Annotated in this window: 22 protein-coding genes and 1 tRNA gene; 4 read left to right on the forward strand and 19 right to left on the reverse strand. The window is 66.0% G+C overall.

Features of this window, described 5'->3' with window-relative positions; translation table 11 throughout:
* Positions 1 to 15: 15 nt before the first annotated feature.
* The 3 genes from rpsA to aroA all read right to left on the reverse strand — a co-directional run bounded on the left by rpsA (position 16) and on the right by aroA (position 4,050).
* Positions 16 to 1,890: a 30S ribosomal protein S1 gene (gene rpsA / locus L5876_RS13975; RefSeq protein ID WP_236956974.1), complete on the reverse strand. Its 1,875-nt coding sequence runs from the start codon at positions 1,888 to 1,890 to the stop codon at positions 16 to 18.
* 211 nt (positions 1,891 to 2,101) lie between these two features.
* Complete coding sequence (gene cmk / locus L5876_RS13980) at positions 2,102 to 2,740, reverse strand: (d)CMP kinase (RefSeq protein WP_236956975.1); 639 nt, start codon at positions 2,738 to 2,740, stop codon at positions 2,102 to 2,104.
* Positions 2,737 to 4,050 carry a 3-phosphoshikimate 1-carboxyvinyltransferase gene (gene aroA / locus L5876_RS13985; RefSeq protein ID WP_236956976.1) on the reverse strand — a complete coding sequence of 438 codons (1,314 nt, stop codon included), beginning with the start codon at positions 4,048 to 4,050 and terminating at the stop codon, positions 2,737 to 2,739. Before aroA ends, cmk begins: the two co-directional genes overlap by 4 nt.
* A gap of 132 nt (positions 4,051 to 4,182) precedes the next feature.
* Between aroA and L5876_RS13990 the strand changes: the two genes are divergently transcribed.
* The 3 genes from L5876_RS13990 to L5876_RS14000 all read left to right on the forward strand — a co-directional run bounded on the left by L5876_RS13990 (position 4,183) and on the right by L5876_RS14000 (position 5,276).
* Positions 4,183 to 4,680, forward strand: a complete 498-nt coding sequence (locus L5876_RS13990; protein WP_236956977.1) for a TIGR02300 family protein — start codon at positions 4,183 to 4,185, stop codon at positions 4,678 to 4,680.
* Positions 4,681 to 4,804: 124 nt separating this feature from the next.
* Positions 4,805 to 4,880, forward strand: a tRNA-Ala gene (locus tag L5876_RS13995).
* 147 nt (positions 4,881 to 5,027) lie between these two features.
* Positions 5,028 to 5,276: a GIY-YIG nuclease family protein gene (locus L5876_RS14000; protein ID WP_236956978.1), complete on the forward strand. Its 249-nt coding sequence runs from the start codon at positions 5,028 to 5,030 to the stop codon at positions 5,274 to 5,276.
* 7 nt (positions 5,277 to 5,283) lie between these two features.
* On the opposite strand, the gene L5876_RS14005 is transcribed toward L5876_RS14000, so the two are convergent.
* The 14 genes from L5876_RS14005 to L5876_RS14070 all read right to left on the reverse strand — a co-directional run bounded on the left by L5876_RS14005 (position 5,284) and on the right by L5876_RS14070 (position 17,251).
* On the reverse strand, positions 5,284 to 6,432 hold the full coding sequence (locus L5876_RS14005; protein WP_236956979.1) for a tetratricopeptide repeat protein: 1,149 nt from the start codon (positions 6,430 to 6,432) through the stop codon (positions 5,284 to 5,286).
* Between the two features lie 87 nt (positions 6,433 to 6,519).
* Positions 6,520 to 6,984 (reverse strand): PTS IIA-like nitrogen regulatory protein PtsN, encoded by a 465-nt coding sequence (ptsN, locus tag L5876_RS14010; RefSeq protein ID WP_039712615.1) that lies wholly within the window; start codon positions 6,982 to 6,984, stop codon positions 6,520 to 6,522.
* Between the two features lie 53 nt (positions 6,985 to 7,037).
* Positions 7,038 to 7,655 carry a ribosome hibernation-promoting factor, HPF/YfiA family gene (gene hpf / locus L5876_RS14015; RefSeq protein WP_236956981.1) on the reverse strand — a complete coding sequence of 206 codons (618 nt, stop codon included), beginning with the start codon at positions 7,653 to 7,655 and terminating at the stop codon, positions 7,038 to 7,040.
* A gap of 129 nt (positions 7,656 to 7,784) precedes the next feature.
* Entirely contained in the window at positions 7,785 to 9,275 is a 1,491-nt protein-coding gene (gene rpoN, locus L5876_RS14020; protein ID WP_236956982.1) for an RNA polymerase factor sigma-54, read from the reverse strand.
* 40 nt (positions 9,276 to 9,315) lie between these two features.
* Positions 9,316 to 10,077, reverse strand: coding sequence for an LPS export ABC transporter ATP-binding protein (gene lptB, locus L5876_RS14025; RefSeq protein ID WP_236956983.1), 762 nt, complete (start codon positions 10,075 to 10,077; stop codon positions 9,316 to 9,318).
* Positions 10,074 to 10,625, reverse strand: a complete 552-nt coding sequence (locus tag L5876_RS14030; RefSeq protein WP_236956984.1) for an LptA/OstA family protein — start codon at positions 10,623 to 10,625, stop codon at positions 10,074 to 10,076. Before L5876_RS14030 ends, lptB begins: the two co-directional genes overlap by 4 nt.
* Positions 10,626 to 10,628: 3 nt before the next feature.
* A complete protein-coding gene (gene lptC, locus L5876_RS14035) occupies positions 10,629 to 11,330 on the reverse strand; it encodes an LPS export ABC transporter periplasmic protein LptC (RefSeq protein ID WP_236956985.1) in 702 nt (233 codons plus the stop codon).
* Positions 11,331 to 11,397: 67 nt separating this feature from the next.
* Positions 11,398 to 12,012, reverse strand: coding sequence for a ribonuclease D (locus L5876_RS14040; protein ID WP_236956986.1), 615 nt, complete (start codon positions 12,010 to 12,012; stop codon positions 11,398 to 11,400).
* 34 nt (positions 12,013 to 12,046) lie between these two features.
* Entirely contained in the window at positions 12,047 to 13,315 is a 1,269-nt protein-coding gene (locus L5876_RS14045; protein ID WP_236956987.1) for a hypothetical protein, read from the reverse strand.
* A 52-nt stretch (positions 13,316 to 13,367) separates the two neighbouring features.
* Positions 13,368 to 14,087, reverse strand: a complete 720-nt coding sequence (locus L5876_RS14050; protein WP_236956988.1) for a hypothetical protein — start codon at positions 14,085 to 14,087, stop codon at positions 13,368 to 13,370.
* Positions 14,088 to 14,144: 57 nt separating this feature from the next.
* Positions 14,145 to 15,644 (reverse strand): RimK family protein, encoded by a 1,500-nt coding sequence (locus L5876_RS14055; RefSeq protein WP_236956989.1) that lies wholly within the window; start codon positions 15,642 to 15,644, stop codon positions 14,145 to 14,147.
* Positions 15,641 to 16,129, reverse strand: coding sequence for an N-acetyltransferase (locus L5876_RS14060; protein ID WP_236956990.1), 489 nt, complete (start codon positions 16,127 to 16,129; stop codon positions 15,641 to 15,643). Before L5876_RS14060 ends, L5876_RS14055 begins: the two co-directional genes overlap by 4 nt.
* Before the next feature lie 46 nt (positions 16,130 to 16,175).
* Positions 16,176 to 16,673, reverse strand: a complete 498-nt coding sequence (locus L5876_RS14065; protein ID WP_236956991.1) for a hypothetical protein — start codon at positions 16,671 to 16,673, stop codon at positions 16,176 to 16,178.
* Between the two features lie 5 nt (positions 16,674 to 16,678).
* On the reverse strand, positions 16,679 to 17,251 hold the full coding sequence (locus L5876_RS14070) for a hypothetical protein (protein ID WP_236956992.1): 573 nt from the start codon (positions 17,249 to 17,251) through the stop codon (positions 16,679 to 16,681).
* A gap of 341 nt (positions 17,252 to 17,592) precedes the next feature.
* Here L5876_RS14070 and L5876_RS14075 point away from each other — a divergent pair, with 341 nt between their 5' ends.
* A complete protein-coding gene (locus tag L5876_RS14075; RefSeq protein ID WP_236956993.1) occupies positions 17,593 to 18,936 on the forward strand; it encodes a bifunctional 2-polyprenyl-6-hydroxyphenol methylase/3-demethylubiquinol 3-O-methyltransferase UbiG in 1,344 nt (447 codons plus the stop codon).
* Positions 18,937 to 18,986: 50 nt separating this feature from the next.
* Here L5876_RS14075 and L5876_RS14080 read toward each other — a convergent pair whose 3' ends face one another.
* Together L5876_RS14080 and L5876_RS14085 are read right to left on the reverse strand one after the other, a co-directional pair.
* Positions 18,987 to 19,892, reverse strand: a complete 906-nt coding sequence (locus L5876_RS14080) for a hypothetical protein (RefSeq protein ID WP_236956994.1) — start codon at positions 19,890 to 19,892, stop codon at positions 18,987 to 18,989.
* A 186-nt stretch (positions 19,893 to 20,078) separates the two neighbouring features.
* Positions 20,079 to 21,668 (reverse strand): AbgT family transporter, encoded by a 1,590-nt coding sequence (locus L5876_RS14085; RefSeq protein WP_236956995.1) that lies wholly within the window; start codon positions 21,666 to 21,668, stop codon positions 20,079 to 20,081.
* Positions 21,669 to 21,760 lie beyond the last annotated feature (92 nt).

Below are 21,760 nucleotides of genomic sequence, written 5' to 3' on the forward strand. Positions count from 1 at the left end.
TGAATGCCAGTCGGATCAGGCGCCCGCCTTCACCGCCTCGCGCACTTCGTCGACCTTGGCGCTCTTCTTGATCTCGATGCCGTTGGCTTCGGCATACTCGACCAGTTCGGCCTTGGTCATGGCGTCGAAGTCCGGCGTGTCGCCGCCCTTGTCCGCCGTCTTGGTCTCGGCCTTCTTGGCCGGAGCCTTTTCGGCCGGGGCGTCGCCGCGTTCCTTCAGGGCTGCGCCGAGGATGTCACCCAGCGAAGCGCCCGAATCCGACGAACCGTATTCGCGCACGGCTTCCTCTTCCTCGGCGATTTCCAGCGCCTTGATGGAGAGGGAGACACGGCGCGAGCCCTTGTCGATGTTGGTGATACGCGCATCGAGCTTGTCGCCAACGGCGAAACGCTCGGGGCGCTGTTCGCCGCGATCGCGGGCCAGGTCCGACTTGCGGATGAAGGCCTTCATGCCGGCATCGCCGAACGCCACCTCGATACCGCCCGTGGTCACTTCCGTGACGGTGGCGGTGACGGTGTCGCCGCGGCGGGCACCGGTGGAGTCCATCGGGTCGTTGGCCAGCTGCTTGATGCCGAGGGAGACGCGCTCCTTCTCGACGTCGATGTCCAGCACCTTGGCCTCGACGACATCACCCTTGTTGTAGTCCTTCACGGCCTCGTCGCCGGAACGGTTCCAGTCGAGGTCGGAGAGGTGGATCATGCCGTCGATTTCATCGTCGATACCGACGAAGAGACCGAATTCGGTGATGTTCTTGATCTCGCCCTTCACGGTCGAACCGATCGGGTGCTTCTCGGCCAGCACGTCCCACGGATTGCGCTGGGTCTGCTTGATGCCGAGCGAGATGCGGCGCTTGTCCTCGTCGACGTCCAGGACCATGACCTCGACCTCTTCCGAGGTGGAGACGATCTTGCCCGGATGGACGTTCTTCTTGGTCCAGGACATTTCGGAGACGTGGACCAGGCCTTCGACGCCCGGTTCCAGTTCCACGAAGGCACCGTATTCGGCGATGTTGGTGACGCGGCCCTTGAAGGTGGCGTTGACCGGATACTTGGCCTTCACGCCTTCCCACGGATCGCTCATCAGCTGTTTCAGGCCGAGCGAAATGCGCTGGGTCTCCGGATTGATCTTGATGATCTGGACTTTCAGCGTCTGGCCGACTTCCACGACTTCGCTCGGGTGGCCGACGCGGCTCCAGCTCATGTCGGTGACGTGCAGGAGGCCGTCGATGCCGCCGAGATCAACGAACGCACCGTAATCGGTGATGTTCTTGACCACGCCTTCGCGGGTCTCGCCCTCGGCCAGCTGGCCGACGAGCTCGGCGCGCTGTTCGGCGCGGCTCTCTTCGAGAACGGCCCGGCGCGACACGACGATATTGCCGCGCGGACGGTCCATTTTGAGGATGGCGAAGGGCTGTTCCATTCCCATCAGCGGGCCGACATCGCGCACCGGGCGGATATCGACCTGCGAGCCGGGAAGGAAGGCCGACGCGCCGCCGAGGTCGACGGTGAAGCCGCCCTTGACGCGGCCGACGATGGCGCCGTTGACCGGGTCCTTCTTGGTGAAGGCCTTTTCGAGGCGATCCCAGCTTTCTTCGCGGCGTGCCTTGTCGCGCGAGATGACCGCCTCGCCCATCGCATTCTCGATGCGCTCGAGGAAAACTTCGACCGTGTCGCCGACCGCCGGGACCTTCGAGCCCGGACCGGTGAATTCGCGCAGCGGGATGCGGCCTTCGGTCTTCAGACCGACGTCAACCACCACGAAATCATTCTCGACCGCGGTCACGCGGCCTTCGACGACGGAGCCCTCGGCGAGGTCGCGGCCGGCCAGGCTGGCTTCCAGCATGGCGGCGAAATCGTCACGCGAGGGGGTAAGGGTTTCGTTGTTGGACATGGAGTTAGGAGTTCCTGAGAGGTCGCGGGGGCCGTCGCTACAGATGGGCCGGGGCGGATCATTGGCCGCCGGGGCGCACTCTCACTTCAATGAACCGGAACATATCCTCGATCGGACGTGCCCGGGCTCGGGTTCAACAGGTGAACGGCGAAACGGACCGCCGCCGGGAGGATGTCTCCCCGGCGCGGACGGGTCCGAAGCGTCGTCCGGCTTAAGCGCCAGGCTGCCGACCCGTCTTGTCTGTGACGATCCGGATCGCGGCGCTGACGGCCGCGTCTATACTCAATTGGCTCGTATCCAGCAAGACGGCGTCGTCCGCGGCACGCATCGGCGCGTCCGCGCGCCCCGAATCGCGGGCGTCGCGCTCGGCCAGCTGTTTCGCGATCGTGGCGAGGGCGACGGTCTCGCCCTTTGCGGTCAATTCCTTCCAGCGGCGTTCGGCGCGCACCGAAGGGTCGGCATCGACATAGAGTTTCACGTCCGCGTCGGGGCAGATCACCGTGCCGATATCGCGCCCGTCCAGCACCGCGCCGCCGGGACGGGCCGCGAAGCTGCGCTGCAAGTCGAACAGGGCCTGGCGCACGCGCGGCTGGGCCGCGACCACGGAGGCGTTCAGGCCCGCTTCGGCGGTGCGGATCTTCGCCTCGTCGATCGCCTCGACATCAAGAGTGCGGGCGGCCCGCTCGGCGGCCTCGGGATCGGCCGGATCGCCGCCGGCTTCAATGACGGCGACGCCCGTCGCGCGGTAGAGCGCGCCGGTGTCGAGATGGGCCAGGCCAAAGGCCTTCGCGAGTGCCTTCGCGATCGTGCCCTTCCCCGAGGCCAGCGTGCCGTCCACCGCGATGATCATGCCGTCTCCCGATTTTCGCATTCGATTTGGGCGCCCAGCGCGCGCATGTCGTCGATGAAGCCGGGATAGCTGGTCGCGATCATCGCCGCATCATCAATCCGCACCGCCTCGCGCGCCGCGCAGCCCATGACGAGGCCCGCCATGGCGAGGCGGTGGTCGCCATGGGTGACGACCTTGCCACCGCCGGGCACGCCGGCCGGTCCAAGGCCACTGACGATCAGGTCGTCGCCCTCGATCCGTGCCGCCACGCCATTGGCGGCGAGAAGGGCGGCGGTTCCGGCGAGGCGGTCGCTTTCCTTGGCGCGCAGCTCGGCCAGGCCGCGGAAGCGGCTCTGCCCGCCGGCGAAGGCCGCGGCGACGGCGAGGATGGGATATTCGTCGATCATGGAGGGGGCGATGTCCGCCTCAAGGTCGACGCCCCTGAGCGCGCTCGTCTCCACCGACAGATCGACCGTCTCCTCCCCCGCCATGGCGCGGCCCGGGGTCCGGGTCAGTTTCGCGCCCATCCGCTCCAGCACGCGGTAAAGCCCGTCGCGGGCGGGGTTGGCGATGACGCCGGTCAGCGTCACCGCCGAACCGGGCACAATCAGCCCGGCCACCAGCGCGAAGGCCGCCGAGGACGGGTCGCCGGGCACGTCGATCCGTGTGCCGATCAGCGCCTGCGGTCCGGACAGGCGGACGGCAAGGCCGTCGGTTTCCACCCGCCCGCCGAACAGCGGCAGCATGCGTTCGGTATGGTCCCGGGTCGGGGCGGGTTCGCGCACGATGGTTTCGCCCTGCGCGCCCAGCGCGGCGAGCAGGATGGCGGACTTCACCTGCGCGGAAGCGATCTCCGGCGACCAGTCGACGGGACGAAGGGGACCACCCGTGATCCGAACGGGCAGACGCCCGCCGGTGGAGGTGCAGTCCGCCCCCATCGCCGTCAGCGGGTCCAGCACCCGCGCCATCGGCCGGGAGGAGAGGCTGGCATCACCGGTGAAGTCCGCGGTTGCGCCCGTCCCGGCGACCGCGCCCATCAGCAGGCGGACGCCGGTCCCCGAGTTTCCAAGGTCGAGCGCCCGGTCCGGCGAACGGAATCGCCCGTTCGTGCCGACCACGCGCCAGCCCTCGCCGTCGCGGTGCACTCCGGCTCCCAGCGCCGCGACGGCGCGCGCCGTGGCGAGCACGTCGGCGCTTTCCAGAAGGCCGGTGATCCGGCTTTCGCCCGAGGCCAGCGCCGCCAGGATCAGAGCCCGATGGGAGACCGACTTGTCGCCGGGTGCGGCGATGCTTCCCGACAGGGCGTGGCCCGGAAGCGATTTCGCAGGCATTTCATGCGTTTGAGGGGTCAAGGTCGGGGCTTCCGGCGGGGAGAAAAACAACAGGGTCTGCATCAGGTTTTGACAGCGCCGCGCTGCCGTGGCAACGGACGCGCCGACTGATGAATGTTCATGGGGGTTCCTGTGGCCAAAGCTGACCTTGGCGAAAAACGCATCTGCCCGGAAACCGGCAAGAAATTCTACGATCTGAACAAGGATCCGATCGTTTCGCCGTTCACCGGGAAGGAGTATCCGCGGTCCTATTTCGAGGAAGTGGTGGCGGAGACGACTCGCAAGACGGCGAAGCCGGCTGACGACAAGAAAAAGCCGAAGGACGTCGAGGACGAGGTTGACGAGTCCGAAGAGGACGAGGACATCGAAGACGAGAATGAGGACGACGACGAGGACGAGGAGTCCGATGAGGACGAGCTTGATCTCGAGGAAGACGCGCCCATCCTCGAAGATGACGAAGACGACGAAGATGCGGTGAAGACCAAGGGTGACGTGCCCGAGGGTTTCTCCGATTCAGATGACGAAGATGACCTCGATGATGAGGATGAAGACGACGACATCCTGCTCGATGATGAGGATGACGACGAATTCGACCTCGAGGATGACGCCGACGAGGACGACGATATCTGACCGGAATCGGGGCGCGGAACCCGCGCTGCTCAAGGGTGCGCACAAGCGGCTTGATCGCCGCCGCGCCTTTGACTAGGTTCCGCGCCTTCCACGCTGCACCCCAATGCGGCGGCACGGGTTTCAAGGGGCCATAGCTCAGTTGGGAGAGCGCTTGAATGGCATTCAAGAGGTCGGCGGTTCGATTCCGCCTGGCTCCACCACCCTTCGCCTCCGACTTCGGGTGGCTTCGCCAATCCGAAGACGGCTAAGGCGAAGAGGTGTCCTGCGAAGCTTCAGCGAAGCGGGACTGATTTGATCCCCTGAAATTCTGGGTTGCAAATTCCTCCTCATACGATGGGGTGGAAGCGATGCATTACGTCTATCTGATTGAAAGTCTGAGCTGTCCTGGCCAGCGCTACACGGGTGTGACAGGCGATCTTCGCGCCCGGCTCAACGAACACAATGCCGGAAAGTCCCCGCATACCTCGAAGTTCAGACCCTGGTCGGTCCGAACGTATCTCGCCGTCAGCCAGGCCGAACAGGCCAAAGCCTTCGAAGCCTATCTCAAGTCCGGATCGGGACACGCCTTTGCAAACAAGCGCCTCTGGCCGGATTGATTTCCCCTCAAAACAGATCGTTGCGGGTCAGGCCGTGCTCGGCGAGCCAGGCCTCTTTCGCGGCCTCGATCTCGGTCCGCATGTCCGCTGAAATTTCCGGACTGGCCTGGTTCAGCATCTGACCGGCCATCGCATCCCCGGCGTCGCGTGCCAGTTCGAGCAGGGCGATGCCGCGAACCGGATTGTCCGGCCCGCCCTGTCCGAAGGCCTCCATGCCGCCGAGGGCCCGCATCGCATGGGCGCTGCCGAGGACGGCGGCCTGTTCGTACCAGTATCGGGCCTGCGCGTAATCGATGTCGGTGCCCTGCCCCAGCGCATACATGACGCCGAGCGAGATCATGCCCTGAGGGTGGCCGGTTTCGGCCGAGGTCCGGACCCAGCGCAGCGCTTCGGTCTCGCTGGCGGGCGTGCCTTCTCCATCGAGGTGCATCATGCCCGCACGCCAGGCCGCAAAGCCATGCCCGCGCGATCCGGCCTGCTGGAAATAATCCAGTGCGATGGCGGGATCCTGCTGGGCGCCCCCGGCCCCGCTTTCGTGATAGCGGGCCAGCATGAAGGCCGTCTGGGGATCGGTATCGCCGGCGGCATGGGCCGCTTGCAGCAAGGCGAAGGCGCGTTCGAAATCCTGCGGCACACCGCCGGCCCCATAGCTCAGCGCCTGTCCCAGCGTGCCCTGGGCGGAGGCTTCGAGCGCCGGGTCGTGCTCACCGGCGAGATAGGCTTCCAGCAGGGCGACCGCCTCGGGCGCATCCGTGTCTTCGCCGAAATTCAGGAGGTGTGAGGCGAGGTTGAGCGTCGCGGCCTCGTCGCCAGCCTCGCGGGCGCGGCGGAAATGACCGATCGCCTCGGCCCGGTCGACAGGCCGTCCGAAGCCATTGCTGGCCTGGATACCGAGAAGGTTGAGCGCGACCGGATTGCCGGCCTCGGCGGCCTGGCCGGTCCAGTAGCGCGCTTCCTCGATCAACGCTGCGGCTCCGGCGTCAGCCGGGTCCTGGCTGGTGATCAGCCACTGGTTCTGCAGACGGATCGCCCATTCGACCTGGGCGCCGCTGTCGCCGCTCTCTGCAAGGGACAGGAGTTCGGCATCGCTGGCCTCGGCCAGCACGGCCGGATCGGTCTGGATGAGCGCCAGAGCCAGAAAAATGGATATGAACATGACCGGCGGCCTCCCCCTGAGATCAGGAAGGCAGCCTTGCCGGAATCCCGGACCCGTTCAACGAAAAGCTGTATGCGATACGCGGTGTCAGGCCGCGTCGGACGCGATCTCGCCGCCGAGGATGGCGTTCATCGCATCGGCATCACTTGCCCCGCGCAGCAGTTCGCGCATGTCCTCACGCCGCAGGACGCGGGAGACCCGGGCGAGCGCCTTGAGGTGCTCGGCGGTGGAATCTTCCGGCGCCAGCAGCATGACGATGAGATCGGCCGGGCGGCCGTCGATCGAATCGAAATCGACCGGGGTGCGCAGGCGCGCGAACACGCCGAACACCCGGTCCACGCCCGCGACGCGGGCATGCGGGATGGCGACCCCGTCCCCCACGCCGGTCGAGCCGAGGCGCTCGCGTTCGAGCACCGCATCGACGATGTCGCGCGGTTTCGCATTGCAGAAGCGCGCTGCGATCTCGGCGAGGGATTGAACCACCTGCTTGCGGCTCGAGGCCGAGAGGCCGGTGATCACACCGTCGGGGGGGAGGAGGTCGGAAAGAGCCATCATGCTTTCAATCGGGGAGGCGACCGTGGACCGGCCGGTGCAATAACGCCGTTTTACGACGTCTTCGTGGCACGGCCGGGATCGATCCAGCCGATATGCCCGTCGGGACGGCGATAGACGACATTGATGCCGTCATGGGCCGCATTTCGGAAGATGAAAAAGGGCGCGCCGGCCGCTTCAAGCTCGCGGACCGCCATGCCGGCGGACAGGGTGCGCAATTCGCCGAGACGTTCGGCGACGACGACCGGTTCGCTGGCATCGCTGCCGCCGGACGTGTCGTCTTCATCCTCGTCGGACTCGTCGTCCCAGTCTTGACCACTGCCCTGCAGGACCACGATTGGCGTGGTTTCCGCCGGCAGGGGCGACTTGTTGTCGTTGTGGTGGTTCTTCAGCTTGCGCTTGTAGCGGCGCAGGCGCTTCTCAAGACGCTGAATGGCCATCTCCGCGGCCTTGTAGGCGTCTTCCGCCTCGCCCTGCGCATTCAGGAGAATCCCCGACGGCAGGTGCAGCGAGCAGTCGACCCGGAAGCCGGCGCCCTCGCGCGAAATCGCCACATGGGCTTCGCCCTCGCGGTTGAAATACTTGGTTACGCCTTCCTCGACGCGGCCGAGAATCTCCTCGCGGAGCGCTTCGGAAACGTCGATTCCCTTGCTGACGACCTGGATTTGCATGTGTCCTTCCTGCCGCGTTTTCGCGGCCGATGAGGTGCCACCCATACCACCCCTCCCCGGAAAGCGGGCGGAACCTATTGTCGGAGAGTCTGGGAGTCAATCGTGTCTGGGGCCGCTTATCAAGCGTCTTCACCCGGCACGCTTCAGAAGCCTGCGCCGTTGCACCGAGGACGGGATGTTCATCGCCTCGCGATATTTCGCGACGGTGCGCCGTGCAATGTCGATTCCGTCCTGCCGCAAACGCTCCACGAGCGTGTCGTCGGAGAGGACGTCATCCAGGGTTTCCGCCTCGATCAGGGCCTTGATGCGATAGCGCACGGCCTCGGCGGAATGGGCCTCGCCGCCAGCGGATGAGGCGATGGACGAGGTGAAGAAATATTTCAGCTCGAACAGGCCGCGCGGCGTGGCGACATATTTGTTCGAGGTGACGCGGCTGACGGTCGATTCGTGCATGCCGATGGCGTCAGCGACGGTCTTCAGGTTGAGCGGACGCAGATAGGCGACGCCCTTGGCCAGGAAGAGATCCTGCTGGCGCACGATCTCGCTGGCGACCTTGAGGATCGTCCGGGCGCGCTGGTCGAGCGATTTCACCAGCCAGCTGGCATTGGCCGAGCATTCGGAGATGAAGGTCTTGTCTTCCTCGGTGCGCGCGACGCGGCCGATCTCGGCGGCATATTGCTGGTTCACCAGGACGCGCGGCAGCGTGTCGGAATTCAGTTCCACACGCCAGCTGCCGTCCGGATTCTCGCGGATCATCACATCGGGTTCGACCGCGCGGGCCGAATCGCCGCCAAAGCCGAGACCGGGCTTCGGCGTCAGCGAACGGATTTCCGCGACCATTTCATCGAGGTCTTCGGCATCGACGCCGCAAATGGATTGCAGCGCATCGTAATCGTGCCTGGCGAGGCGGTCGAGATTGTCGAGAAGCGCGGCCATGGCCGGGTCGAGGCGGTCGCGGTCCGCGAGTTGCAGCGCCAGGCATTCCTTGAGGTCGCGCGCCATCACGCCGGCGGGCTCGAATGTCTGGACGAGAGACAGGGCGGCTTCGACCGCGGCCTGCTCGACACCCAGCTGCTGCGCCATCTCGCCGAGATCGGCGCGCAGATAGCCGTCGTCGTCGGCCTGGTCGATCAGCCACGCGGCGATCATGCGGGTAACCGGTTCGGCCCCGGCAACGCTCAGCTGGTCGTGGAGATGCTCGGCCAGCGAGACTTCGCGGCTGGCATTCGCGGCGGCGTCGTATTCGCCGTCGAATGACTTGCCCGACCCGGCTTTCGACCAGTCGGTCGTCCCGCCCGGGGCACCGGCGAGGTCGGATTTCGAAACGTGGGAATTGACCACGTCGGCGTCGGCATCGACGGCGTCATCGGCCTCGCGGGAGGCCCGGTCGAGCGACAATTCCTGCAGGTCGGAAGATTCCTCGCGCTCGGCGGTCGCGGTCTCGCCGTCCGCGTCGCGCTCGTCGCGTTCGAGAAGCGGATTGCGCTCCAGCTCCTCCTCGACGAAGGCGCACAGCTCGATATTCGACAGTTGCAGCAGCTTGATCGCCTGCTGCAATTGCGGCGTCATGACCAGGGACTGGCCCTGCCGCATATCGAGTTTTTGTGTCAGTCCCGCCAAGGCCTTGCCCCCGAACCGTCCGGTTTCGGGGCAGAGTTAATCAGCCAAAGCTTTCACCGAGATAAACGCGGCGGACGTCGGGGTCGGCGCGGATTTCGGCCGGCGAGCCCTCGAACAGGACCTCACCCTCGTGGATGATGGTCGCGCGGTCGGTGATCTCCAGCGTCTCGCGGACATTGTGGTCGGTAATGAGGATGCCGATGCCGCGATTCTTCAGGAAGCGGATCAGGTCCCGGATGTCGGCGATGGCCAACGGGTCGATGCCGGCGAAGGGTTCGTCCAGCAGCATGAAGGACGGGCGCGTCGCCAGTGCACGGGCGATTTCCACGCGGCGGCGCTCGCCGCCCGACAGCGACAGGGCCGGGGCGTCGCGCAGATGGGCGATGCGCAATTCTTCCAGCAGCTGGTCGACGATCTCGTTGCGGGCCTTGGGGTTCTTCTCGGTGATCTCGGCAACGGCGCGGATATTCTCTTCCACGCTGAGACCGCGGAAGATCGAGGCTTCCTGCGGCAGATAGCCGATGCCGAGCCGGGCGCGCTGATACATCGGCAGGCGGGTGATATCCTCGCCGTCGAGGAGGATGCGGCCATAATCGGCCTCGATGAGGCCGGTGATCATGTAGAAGCAGGTAGTCTTGCCCGCGCCGTTCGGCCCCAGCAGACCCGCGACCTCGCCCCGGTCGATGCGCAGGGATACGCCCTTCACCACCGGCCGCTTGCGGTAGGTCTTGCCGATCGTTTCAACGACCAGACCGGTCTCCGCGCTGTCGCCGGAGACCTCGATATCGTTTGGCGCGCTCACTCGCCCGTATCTTCGCCGCGATCTTCGCCGCTGCCGCCGGCATTCTCGCTGCCGGGGAAGAGAACCGAACGCACGCGCTCCCCGGATTCGCCGCCATCGAAGGAGGAATTGCCGGTCGTGAGATTGGTGACGAAACGGGTGGTCGTGATGACATTCTCGCCGCGCGTCAGCACGACATCCCCGGTCAGGGTCACCGTGTCGCTGGCGGCTTCGTAGACGCCATTGCTGCCGCGGGCGCGTTCCAGCGGGGTGACGTAGAAGACATTGCCGGTCGCGACGATGCGGTTGATGTCGCCGAAGCCGCCCGTGGTCGAGGCATTGCCGCCGGGCGTATAGAAAATCTCGATCTGGTCGGCCGCGAGGCGCGTGTCGCCCTGGATGACATCGACTTCGCCGCGCAGAAGGATACGGCCCTCGGCGTCGAACACGTCCATGTTCTGGGCCTGCACGTCGAGCGGTCCGCCGGAGCGGCCGATCTGCGCCTCGGCCAGCGGGGCGAGCGCCAGAATGGCGGCGAGGCCCAGTGCAAACTGAATGATGCGCATCATGGCCTAGTCGTCCTCCGTCTCCGGCGCGGGGGTCGCGCTGGCGTTGTCCGTCTCGATACGGGCAACCACATTCCCTGTGAACACTACATGATCGCCGCCGTCCAGTACCTCGTAACGGTCGGCCCTTATCCGGCCCATCGGACCGATCCCTTCAACAGCGCTGTCGCCGACCACCCGGTCCTCACCGAGATAGATGCGCGCATCCTCGGACCGGAAGAGATAGCCGGAGCGGGTGCGGAAGCGGACATCGGTGTCGAGATCGAGCGTGCGGGCCTCGGAATCGTAGAGCCCGGTTTCGGCGAGAACGCCATCCGCACTCTGGTCGATCGCCTCGAGCATCTCGAAATCGATCCGGGGATTCTCCAGCTCGGTCAGATTGATCGCCTCGCCTCGGCGGCGGATGGCCGTGTCGGCCGTGACGGTGAAGGGGGCACCGCCCTCGTCGCGGCCGGTGAAGCGCGGATTGATCATGCGCGCATTTTCGCCGACCGTTTCCACGGCTTCCGGAGCGGTGTTCGAATTGTTCAGGAGCAGCTGGACCGTCACCAGCAATCCCAGCGCCGCGGCGAGCGCGATCAGCGCGAACCGCAAGATGCGGACGAAGGCCGTCCGCCGGCGCGCCTCGCCCAGCGTCGTCGCACGCTTCGGCTCCCAGCGCGACGGGCGCGGGAGGGGGGCGTTGAAGCTGTCGGTCGCGGTGGTCACTTGAGGGTCTGTCTCCGGAGCGGGCCGTCTCTAGCCGCGTCAAGCGGCCAGAAAATGGCCGCGCGCCTCATGAATGCGCAAAAATGTCGGTCTCGTCCCAGCCGGCGAGATCGAGCCTGGCGCGCCACGGCAGGAAATCGAAACAGGCTTCGGCCAGTTCCAGCCGTCCTTCGCGGATCAGCATGTCGGTCAGCTTGTTCTTCAGTTCGTGCAGGTGAAGCACGTCGGAGGCGGCGTAGTCGAGCTGTGCCGGAGAAAGCTCGTCCGCCCCCCAGTCGCTTGATTGCTGCTGCTTCGACAGGTCGATGCCGACGAGTTCGCGCGTCACGTCCTTCAGGCCATGGCGGTCGGTATAGGTGCGGACGAGCTTCGACGCGATCTTGGTGCAGAAGACCGGCCGCGTGGTCACGCCGAGATCGCGCTGGAACATGGCGATGTCGAAGCGGCCGAAATGGAAGACCTTCTCGATCTTCTCATTGGCCAGCAGCGCCTTGAGATTGGGACAGTCATAGGTCTTGCGGTCGAGCTGGACGACATGCGCGTCGCCATCGCCGGCCGACAATTGCACCACGCAGAGCGCATCGCGCACCAGCGACAGGCCGAGCGTTTCGGAATCGACGGCCACAACCGGGCCGAGGTCGAGATCGTCCGGCAGATCGCCTTTGTGCAGATGCACGGTCATGTCGCGGATTGTCCTTTCAATGCCGGGAACGGGTTTAGCCCGCGTCCGCCCGGCGCGGCAAGCGCGCCGCCGCACGGCGCAGATCGTTCCAGTCGTCGCGATTGAGATAGGCGGGCGGAGCGGCCTCCGGAGCCGGGCCTGCGGCCTCGACCTCCGTGATGAAGGCCGCGGCCTCCTGCCCGGCGGGTGTGGCCAGCCAGGCCTGACGGCGCGTATGGATCGCGTCCTCGGTCCGACCGAGCGTTTCCGGCGTCAGGCGGACACCGAACACCTCGCCCTCGAACAGGCCTTCGCCCGTATGTCCCCGCATCCGGTCCAGCATGGCCTGGCCGACATGCGGCAAATAGTGGGAGGGCTCGTAGAAGAGCGCGTGCGCCTCGGTCGCATCCGGGTCCGGGGCGGGCTGGACGGCGAAATCCTGATAGCCTGAGAAGTCCCAGAGCACGGCCGCTCCGCCCTGCGTGCACGGCTCGGCCGCGTCGCGGCCGGAATAGCGGTCGAACAGGGCGGTCAGATCGCGGCGGAGTTCGAAATAGGCATCTTCGCGGCCGGACCGGAAGAGGGCTTCCTCGCGCCAGGCATGCAGCGGATGAATGAAGCCGGTGACCTGAACGCCGGCTTGCGTCACCGCATCGAGAGCGTCCTCGAAATAGGCGAGACGGTCCGGGTCGGGATTGTATCCGAGATAGAAGCGGTAGATGCCGCGCGCGCCGTTTTCGTAGCGCGTGCGCTGAACCCCCGGCTCGTAGGCGTCCTGCCAGGGGACGCGCGGGCTCCCCCCGGTCAGATTGTCGGCAATGGTCTGCACCGAGGCAGCAAAGGTGTTGGGCGACAGGGCGACCCGGGCGAAGGCCCAGCTGCGCCGCCCGTCGGCGAGGGCGGAGAGCCAGTAGGTCGCCTTGGCCTTGGAATGGGTGCCGAACTCGTCGAGGTCGAGACCGATGACGATGCAGCGCAGATCGGGATCGCGCGCCGCCAGCAGCATGGCCTGCGACAGTTCGAAGATATTCGTGCCGCGCATGCCGGCATTGGCGATGCCGCCGGGCCAGCCCTCCGGTTCGCGCGGGAAACCGTCGACCGTACGCGAGGAGCCGAGGAGGACGGAAGAGGCCGCGCCGCGTGCCATCAAATCGGCGGAGTGGACCCGCCCGCCATCGCCATAGATGCGCGAGCGGCGCTCATTCACCCCGGCCATGTCCGGCGCGCCCGTGATGTCGAACGGGTCGACAAGGCTGTTGAAGCCGGCGAATCCGGACAGGAGCGCGGCGAGAACGATACCGAATGTCAGGGCGTAACGGCGCATGGCGCGCGGAGACTGGCGCAATCGCGAAACGATGTCACGACCGCGTTCAGGCCTACCAGGTCATCACGAAGCTGGCGGCGATATATTCCTCGTCGGCTTCCCATTTCGACTGGCCGTAGCGATAGGCCCAGTCCCGCTCTACCCAGGCCAGGGCGAGATCCATGTCGGGCGCAAGGCGGTAGGCGATACCCGCCTGCGCCGACCCGATCGGCGCGTAGGGCTGCAGGTCGAGCGCGCTGACCGGTTCGCGGATCCGGCCCGGTTCGAGGAAGAGGGCGTGCCGCTCGGCGGCGGCAAAGACGAACCAGCCCTGTTCCGGCATCGACCCGTCGCCGAGCGTGAAATCGGCGCCGAAACGCGCCTGTGTGCCCTCCGGAGTCGGTTCGATCACCGCATGCGGGGTGAAGGCGAGTTCCAGATCGTCTGGCGGAACGGTCGTGGTCAGCGGGGCGGCGACCCGGATCGCATTGTGTCCGCCGTCCGGATCGGAAATGCGCTGCTGTTCGACGACCAGACCCGTGCCCTCGGGCAAGCCGGGCACGGTGAATGTCATTGTTGTGGCGACCGCCGTCGAGCGCCGCGTGGTCAGACCGGCGAGGCTGCGGCGTGTCTCATCGGACAGGGCCGGGGAAGGCTGCGACTCCATCCCGGCCATGACGGCGGCGACGGAATCCCAGCGCTCGATCGGGCTTGCTGGCCCGACAAGTCCGAAAGCAATCCCAGAGATCGCGATCATTCCGGCCGTCAGGATTTCCCTTGTCCGGCGGCGCATACTGCATCTCCCCTGTCGGGGAGAGACTAGCCGAAATCAAGGTAAACGGAAATCCAATCAACTCGCGGGTGAGCCGTTTCGCCCTTTCCGGGAAACCGGCGCGCCCATGCGGCGCTCGAGCCGCTGGGAGAACCAGTCGATCAAAGCGGTCCAGAGCGCGTCCTTCAGAACCGCACCCTCCACATCGCTGTCGAGGTTCGGATTGTCGTTTATCTCGATCACGAAGACACCGCGATCGTTTTCCTTCAGATCGATGCCGTAGAGCCCGTCGCCGATCAGGCGGGCGGCCTTCAGCGCCGTCTCGATCACCGCCGAGGGCGCCTGATCGACGGGCAAGGTTTCCGACCCGCCCTCGGTGATGCGGCCGCCCTCGCCATGCTTGATGATCTGCCAGTGGCCGCGGGCCATCTTGTACTTGCACGCGAACAACGCCTGGCCCCCAAGCACGCCGACCCGCCAGTCATAGGTCGTCGGCATGTATTCCTGCGCGATGATCAGCGCAGTATCCTCGAAAAGCTGCTTGGCGCGTTCTTTCAGCTCCGCCTCGGTCGAGACCTTGAACACGGAGCGCGAGAAGCTGCCGTCGGGCGCTTTCAGCACGACAGGCGTGCCGAGCCGGTCGAGCAGGCCGTCGAGTGAGGCCTTCTCGGCGATCACCTCGGTGCGTGGGCCGGGCACGCCGGCCAGTTCGAGCAATTCCTTGAGATAGACCTTGTTGGTACAGCGCAGCATCGACACCGTGTCGTCGATGACGGGCATGCCTTCCTGCTCAGCGCGGCGGGCAAAGCGATAGGTGTAGTTGTCGATCGCCGTCGTGGAGCGGATGAAGAGCGCGTCGTATTCCGCCAGGCTCGCAAGATCCCCCGGACCGATGGGTTCGACTTCGACGCCCATCTTCGCCGCGACCGAGGCGAGGCGCTTCATCGAGGCCTGGCTCGAGGGCGGCGTCTTCTCCTCCGGGTCGAGCAGAACGGCCAGCGACCAGCGCGCCTGCGCCTTTTCCTTCGGGGCCGTCCAGGCGCGGCGGGTATAGGTTTCGAGGCTTTCGAGGAAGAAGGCGCGCGCCTCCCCTTTCAGCGTGTGGATCGGCAGCGACCGGATGCGCTCGATTTCGAATTTCTGCGGCGCGAGCGTGACTTCGAGCACCGGTACGCGGAACCAGTCGAACAGGAGTTTGGCGAATTTGGCCAGCCTGGGGTTCGTCGACCGGCCGAGGGCAAAGACCTGTGCCGCGGCGTCCGGCCGCTGGCCTTCGAGGTCCTTCAACAGGGCGGCGTTCAGCTCGGGCAGGGCCTGCGCGTAAAGCGTCTTGCGCGACAGCTCGGTAATCGACTGGACAGTCGGCATCACCCGGTGACCCCGCGCCTCGGCCAGAAGCGAGGCGTAATAGCCCTCCGACTGATAGCCATAGCTGCGCGCCAGGTTGACGACGTTGGGCCGCCGGCCGGTAAAAAGCTTCGGGTTGGCGATGTAATCGCGCAGCCGCATCACCTTGTGCGGCGTCTCGTGCTGGGCGAGATCGCCGGCGGCTTCGACGAGAATGAGCCAGTCGCTCAAAGTGGTGCGCCTTCCTTTGCGCCGGGGTCGGCTTGCGCCTCGTAAAGGCAGGCCGCTTCGCCATCCCCGTAATAGCTTTCGCGGCGTCCACGCAAGGTGAATCCGCAACGCTCGTAAAGCGTCCTTGCGGCGATATTGGATTCCCGGACTTCCAGCCGGATCGCCCGCAGACCGCGGTCCGCCGTTTCGGCCATGGCGCAGGCGATCAAGGCTGTCCCGACACCCTTGCCGCGCGCACTGGGCGCGATGGCCAGCGAATAGAGCCGGGAAACGCGCGCGCCTTTGCGGAAGCTGAGCGCGAGATATCCCGCCGTTTTACCGCCAGTCTCCGCGATGAGGAAGATCGTCCGTCCGCCCGTCAGCATCCGCCTCAGATTGCGCCGGGGGAAGCGATCGGCATCAAAGCTGGCTGTCTCGAGCGCGTCGATCGCGTCGAGGTCAGTGCGCGTGGCTTGGCGGACCAGGGAGACAGGGGGCGAGGGCATCACCCGAGCAGAGCCACGAACGCCGGACTGACGCAAGAGCGAGCTTCTACGGCCCGCACGTCCAGCGCCCCGCGGCGGTCACCTCCTCGTCCCGCCATCCGATGGTGATGCGGCCCGGATAGGCGGGCGATTCGCCCCCGGACAACGGTTCGTCGGAGGTACGATCGATGTCGACCTCGACATCGCTGCCGGAGTCCGGGCCTTCGAATTCGGCCCCGTCGATCATCTCGTCATAGCCGCCCGACCGGGTGGATACGCGGTGAACCGTGCCACCGGCCCTGACGAGGCCCATGGCCGGACCCTCATCGGCGACATAGCCCATGGCAAGGAAGACCGCGCCGACATCGTCGACCGTGAAGCTGCAACCCAGCTCGCCGTCCAGCGTCTGGCCGGTCAGGTCGGCCTCGGTCAGCGCCTCGACCGTCATGGCTCCGTTATAGGCTTCACTCGGGGCGTCTTCGACCGGACTGCAGGCGGAAACGGCCGCCACGAAGGCGGCCGCGCCGGCTGAGTGGATGAGGGGGCGGATCTGTGAGGGGTTCACGCGCCCTACCCCGCCACGGCGGCAGTGTTGAACTCTGCCCGGGTCATGTCGGCAATCACCGCGTTCGCATCGCTGTCGAACCACGCCTGGCCCGGGTTCAGCGCGAAGCGCTGCGAGGCCGAGGCATCAAGCGGATCGACCCAGATTGCGCCATCGCTTCGGGCGCTGAAGCGCTCGACATTGCCGATGTAGTAGCCGTCGCGGCTGTAGACCCGGATTTCGGCATAGTCCGTATCCATGCGCGATTGCGTCATCGTCGTGCCGGACCACGTGGAGCGTCCCGACACGCTCGGGGTTCGCGGCGCCGGGGTGTAGGCCGAGGCGTTGGCCACCAGTTCCGTCGTCAGGCGCGCGTCCGCGTCGGCGCGGTCATAGGCCCGCAGATTCGAGTCGAGCGCGTTCACGAGCCGCGTGTCGACGCGCAGGCCGGACCGTGTGTCCATGCGGGCATCGGCGTTCACGTCGAGATCCGTCTCGAGGTCGAGCGTGTCCTGGATTTGCGGATCGAGCGCCCCGCCGACCTGGCCTTCGACCTGACCCGTCAGATCGCCGACCTGGGTGTATGCGGACGCGGACATGAGAATTGCAGCGGATGTTCCAATGAGGAGCGTTTTCATCATCTGCCTCCCTTTCGGTTGCGCGGAAACAACGTGCCGCCAACGCCGCCGGTTCCCCGCCGCGCGTAGCTGACCTCCTCCAGGCGCGCTGATATGACGGGGGACACGGTCAGGCAGGCAAGGCGGGTGGTGGGGGCGTGGCGGGATACGAGATCCGGTTTGACTGGGAGGATGGGCGGGACGTGACGCAACCCTGTCCGATGTGCCGGGAGACCGGGCCGCACGCCCATGATGTGAATGTTTACTCACCGGCGAGCCCGTGCGCCGAAGCGGCGTTTTTTCGTTGCCGAAGCTGCGATGGCTTGTTCGCCCACCCCTTTGAGTGGCCCGACTATGGCGAGGATTACGGCTTTCCCGACTATCTGCGTTATTACGCCGAAGCCGGCGCCGGGCTTGTATCGATGCTTGATCCGCTGGCGCGCGCGTTCCGCAAGGAAATGCGCACCATGATCGATGTCGGGTCGGGCGTGCCTTTCGCGGCGGATTTCGCCCGGCGCCAGCTGAAACTCGACGCCGTCTGCATCGACCCGTCCCGCTATGCCCGGCAGGGCGGCGAATGGCTCGGGGTTCCGGTCGAGAACGCCCTTCTGGGCGGCGGGTCGAGCGCCGACGGACAGTCCTTCGACATCGTCTATTCCAGCGAGGTGGTCGAACACGTCTCCGACCCCGCCGGCTTCCTGCAAGTCCTGACCGATCACCTGGCCCCGGACGGCGTGCTCGTCCTGACCACGCCGAATGCAGACTTCGTCTCGCCTGAAACCGCGGCGCTCGACAATCTGGGTCTCGTGTGGCCGGGAATCCATCACGCACTCTATACTGCCGAGGGGCTCAAGGCCGCGATCGAAAGGGCCGGACTCTGCGCCGTCGAGGTGATTGTCGAGCGGGAACGGCTTGTCGCCTTTGCTTCACGCAAGGCCTTCGGTCTCAATCCGTCCGGGACCGGGCTGGTCGAGGCCCATCTCGAGGCGCGGACGGATGACGGCCTGCCCGATGCGCTTCATCAGGGCCTTTGCTTTCGCCTGTTCCGCGACGCGATCGGCCGGGGCCGGACCGACGCCGCCCTCGAAGCCCTCGGCCGGCTGCGCGTCGCGCTCACCCGGGCGGGCGGGCCGGACATCACGCATTCCAGCGACATGGCCGAGGCCGCCGAGGCGCTCGGGGCGGAGGCTTTTCACGAGACCTGGCCCTATTTCGCGCCGCTCACACCCTATCTTTCGGGTTCCCTCGCCCTCTCGGAGGGATGCCGGGACCTGACAGCGGCAGCGGAGCATTTCGCCGCGCAGGTGAAGATCTGCGAACGCCTCCATGGGGGCGATCCGCTCTGGCGGGCCGAGATCGCTCATCTCTGGGCCCCGGCGCTGTTCAGTCACGGCTTGGCCCGCCTGATGGCGCGCGACGCGAATTCGGCGATCGGCAGTTTCGAGAAACTGCTTTCTGGTGATGCCCCCCGCGGTTCGCTTGCCGCCCATGGGCGGCGGGATCCGGACTTGCTGATCCAGGCCCGCATCCAGCTCGGTTCGGCCCTGCTGCAGGCGCGGCGAAAGCCGGAGGCCGAACGGGTTCTGGCGGCCGTTCGCGCGGCGGCGGACGGCTCGCATCACGCCGTGATCGACGCCCTGCTGGCGCGTTGCCGCACTCCGACATGAAAACGGGCGGCCCGAAGACCGCCCGCTTCCCGGCATTCATGGCATCAACGCTAGTTGCTGGTCACTTCGGAGATCGACAGCGTGGCGGGCTGGGTCGTCGTGCTGCCATAGGTGCCAACATAGATGTCGTACTGGCCCGAGGGCGGCGCATTCCAGCGCAGCGAGGGGTTAAGGCCCTCTCCACCGTCATCGTCGCAATACCACAGGCCATCCGGCCCGTTCACGACGAGGGTCGTGTCGGAACTCGAATTCACGGACAGGATGAGGGGCCAGCTGCCAGCGGTATAGGTCAGCCGGAAATCGGGGGCCTGGGCAATATACCCCCGGCAGGACGAACTGATCGCCGTCGAGGCATTGTAGGGGCCACCCGAGCGCAGCGAGACATTATAGGGGTCCGGTGTGAAGCCCGCGCGCAGAGTCACCGAGCCATAGGTCGGTGCCATGGACCAGTCCGGGCCGCTCTGCGACGGGACTTGTGTGGAGCCGAGCTCGGTGATGATCAGCGTGGACGGCTGCAGCGTCGCGCTGCCGTAGGTGCCGACATAGATGTCATACTGACCCGAGGGCGGGCTGCCCCACTCCAGCCGCGGATTCAAGCCTTCACCGCCATCATCGTCACAATACCAACGGCCGTCCGGACCATTGATGACGAGCGTCGTGTCGGCGCTGGAATTGACCGTGATGATAAGCGGCCAGCTGCCCGCCGAATAGTTCAGCCGGAAGTCCGGCGCATTGGCGACATAGCCGCGGCAACTGCCCCCGATCGAATTCGAGACATTGATCGGACCGCCGGAACTGAGATTGACGCGGTAGGGGTCCGGCGTGAAGCCACTATTGAGGCTGACCGAGCCGTAAGTCGGGTTCAGTGTCCAGTCCTGAGCGTGGGCTGCGGGACCCGCCAGCACGGCGACCGCCCCGGCACAGAATGCTGCTTTCAAGAGGGTGTGCGTGTTCATGATCGTCTCCTCCCCGAGACGGAGCGCTGACGTCACCGATGTCTCGCGCCAGCGCGACGAAAGCAGCTTAGCACCTGCGCGCGGAATCCCTGGTGCCAAATCGACGCAGACCACCGGATTCCGGCATTTTGCGCGGCGAAGTTGCCGAGCCCGTGCGTTCACACCCCGTCGTTCACGAAGGCAGGCCTAGACCGGCGGGTAGAAGGTCGGAGAGCCCGGGCCGACCGGCAGGCCGAACACGAAGGTCCAGAGATAGAAGAAGCTCGACCAGACGAGCAGGAAGACGATCGAATAGGGCAGCATCAGCGCGATCATCGTACCGACGCCGAGATTGCGGTCATAGCGCGTGGCCCAGGCGAGGATGAGACCGAAATAGCTCATCATAGGGGTGATGATGTTGGTCGAGCTGTCGCCGATCCGGTAGGCGGCCTGGATCGCTTCGGGCGAATAGCCGATCAGCATCAGCATCGGCACGAAGATCGGCGCGGTCACCGCCCATTGCGCCGAGGCCGACCCCAGCGAGAGATTGATCACCGCGCACATCAGGATGAAGAGGAAGAAGAGGAGCGGGCCGGTCAGGCCACTGCTCTGCAGGAAGTTCGCGCCGGAGACCGCGGTGATCGCGCCGAGATTGGTCCAGCCGAAGAAGGCGACGAATTGCGCGGCGAAGAAGACGAGGACGATGTAGAGACCGAGCGTCGACAAGGCGTGGGCCATGGCGTTGATCACGTCCCGGTCCGTCTTCATCGTGCCGACGGCCCGGCCATAGACATAGCCGAGCACCACGAAGAAGATGAGGATCCAGACCACGAAGCCGTCGAAGAAGGGTGAATCGATGCGGTCGCCGGTGTCGGGATCGCGCAGCACGCCCCAGTCGGGTGCCAGCGTCAGCACCATCAGGCCGAGCACGCCGATCAACGCCGCGCCGGACCAGAGGAGACCCTTGCGCTCGTCCCTGGAGAGCGGCTGCATCATGGAATCGTCGAGAATCGCCTTGTCGGCGCGCGAGGCGTCGTAAGGGCCGAGGCGCGGCTCGACAATGAAGATCGAGACGAGCGAGCCGGCAAAGGTGATCAGGAAGGTCGAGGCGACCATGAAATACCAGTTCGCCGTCGCCACGACGGTGTATTCCGGGTCGATCAGCTGGGCGGCTTCCTCGGTGATGCCGGCGAGCAGCGGGTCGATCGTGCCGATCAGCAGATTGGCGCTGTAACCGCCGGAGACTCCGGCGAAGGCCGCCGCCATGCCCGCCAGAGGGTGGCGCCCGAGCGCGTAGAAGATCGCGCCGCCGAGCGGGACCAGCACGACATAGCCCACTTCCGAGGCCGTGTTCGAGATCACGCCGGCAAAGACCAGCGCCACGGTGACGAGATGTTTCGGCGCGCCGAGCACCATGGCCCGGACGGCTGCGGAGAGCAGGCCGGAGCGTTCCGCGACACCCACGCCCAGCATCGCCACGAGCACCACGCCCAGCGGGGCAAAGCCGGTGAAATTGTCGACCAGACCGGTGAAGATGCGGCGCAGGCCATCGGCATTGAGCAGGCTCACCGCCCTGATCATGCCGTCCCCGGCGACACCCGGGGCACCGGCCGGGCGCGGGTCCTCGACCGCCAGCCCCATCCAGCCGAACACGCCCGACAGGACGACGATCGCCACGGCCAGCAGCGCAAACAGCGTGACCGGATGCGGCAACAGGTTTCCGAGCCATTCGACCGTGTCGAGAAAGCGCGAAAAGGCGTTGCGCCGGGCCCGCGCGGCAGGCGGTTGTTCTGTCATGATCCGGAATCCGCTGGTGAATTGGAGACGGGACGGCATCAGAAACCATCCGGCGGGGAAATCAACCATAACCGGAGTGCCGGAATTGACCG

It is taken from the genome of Hyphobacterium sp. SN044, assembly GCF_021864465.1.
Lineage (GTDB): Bacteria > Pseudomonadota > Alphaproteobacteria > Caulobacterales > Maricaulaceae > Hyphobacterium.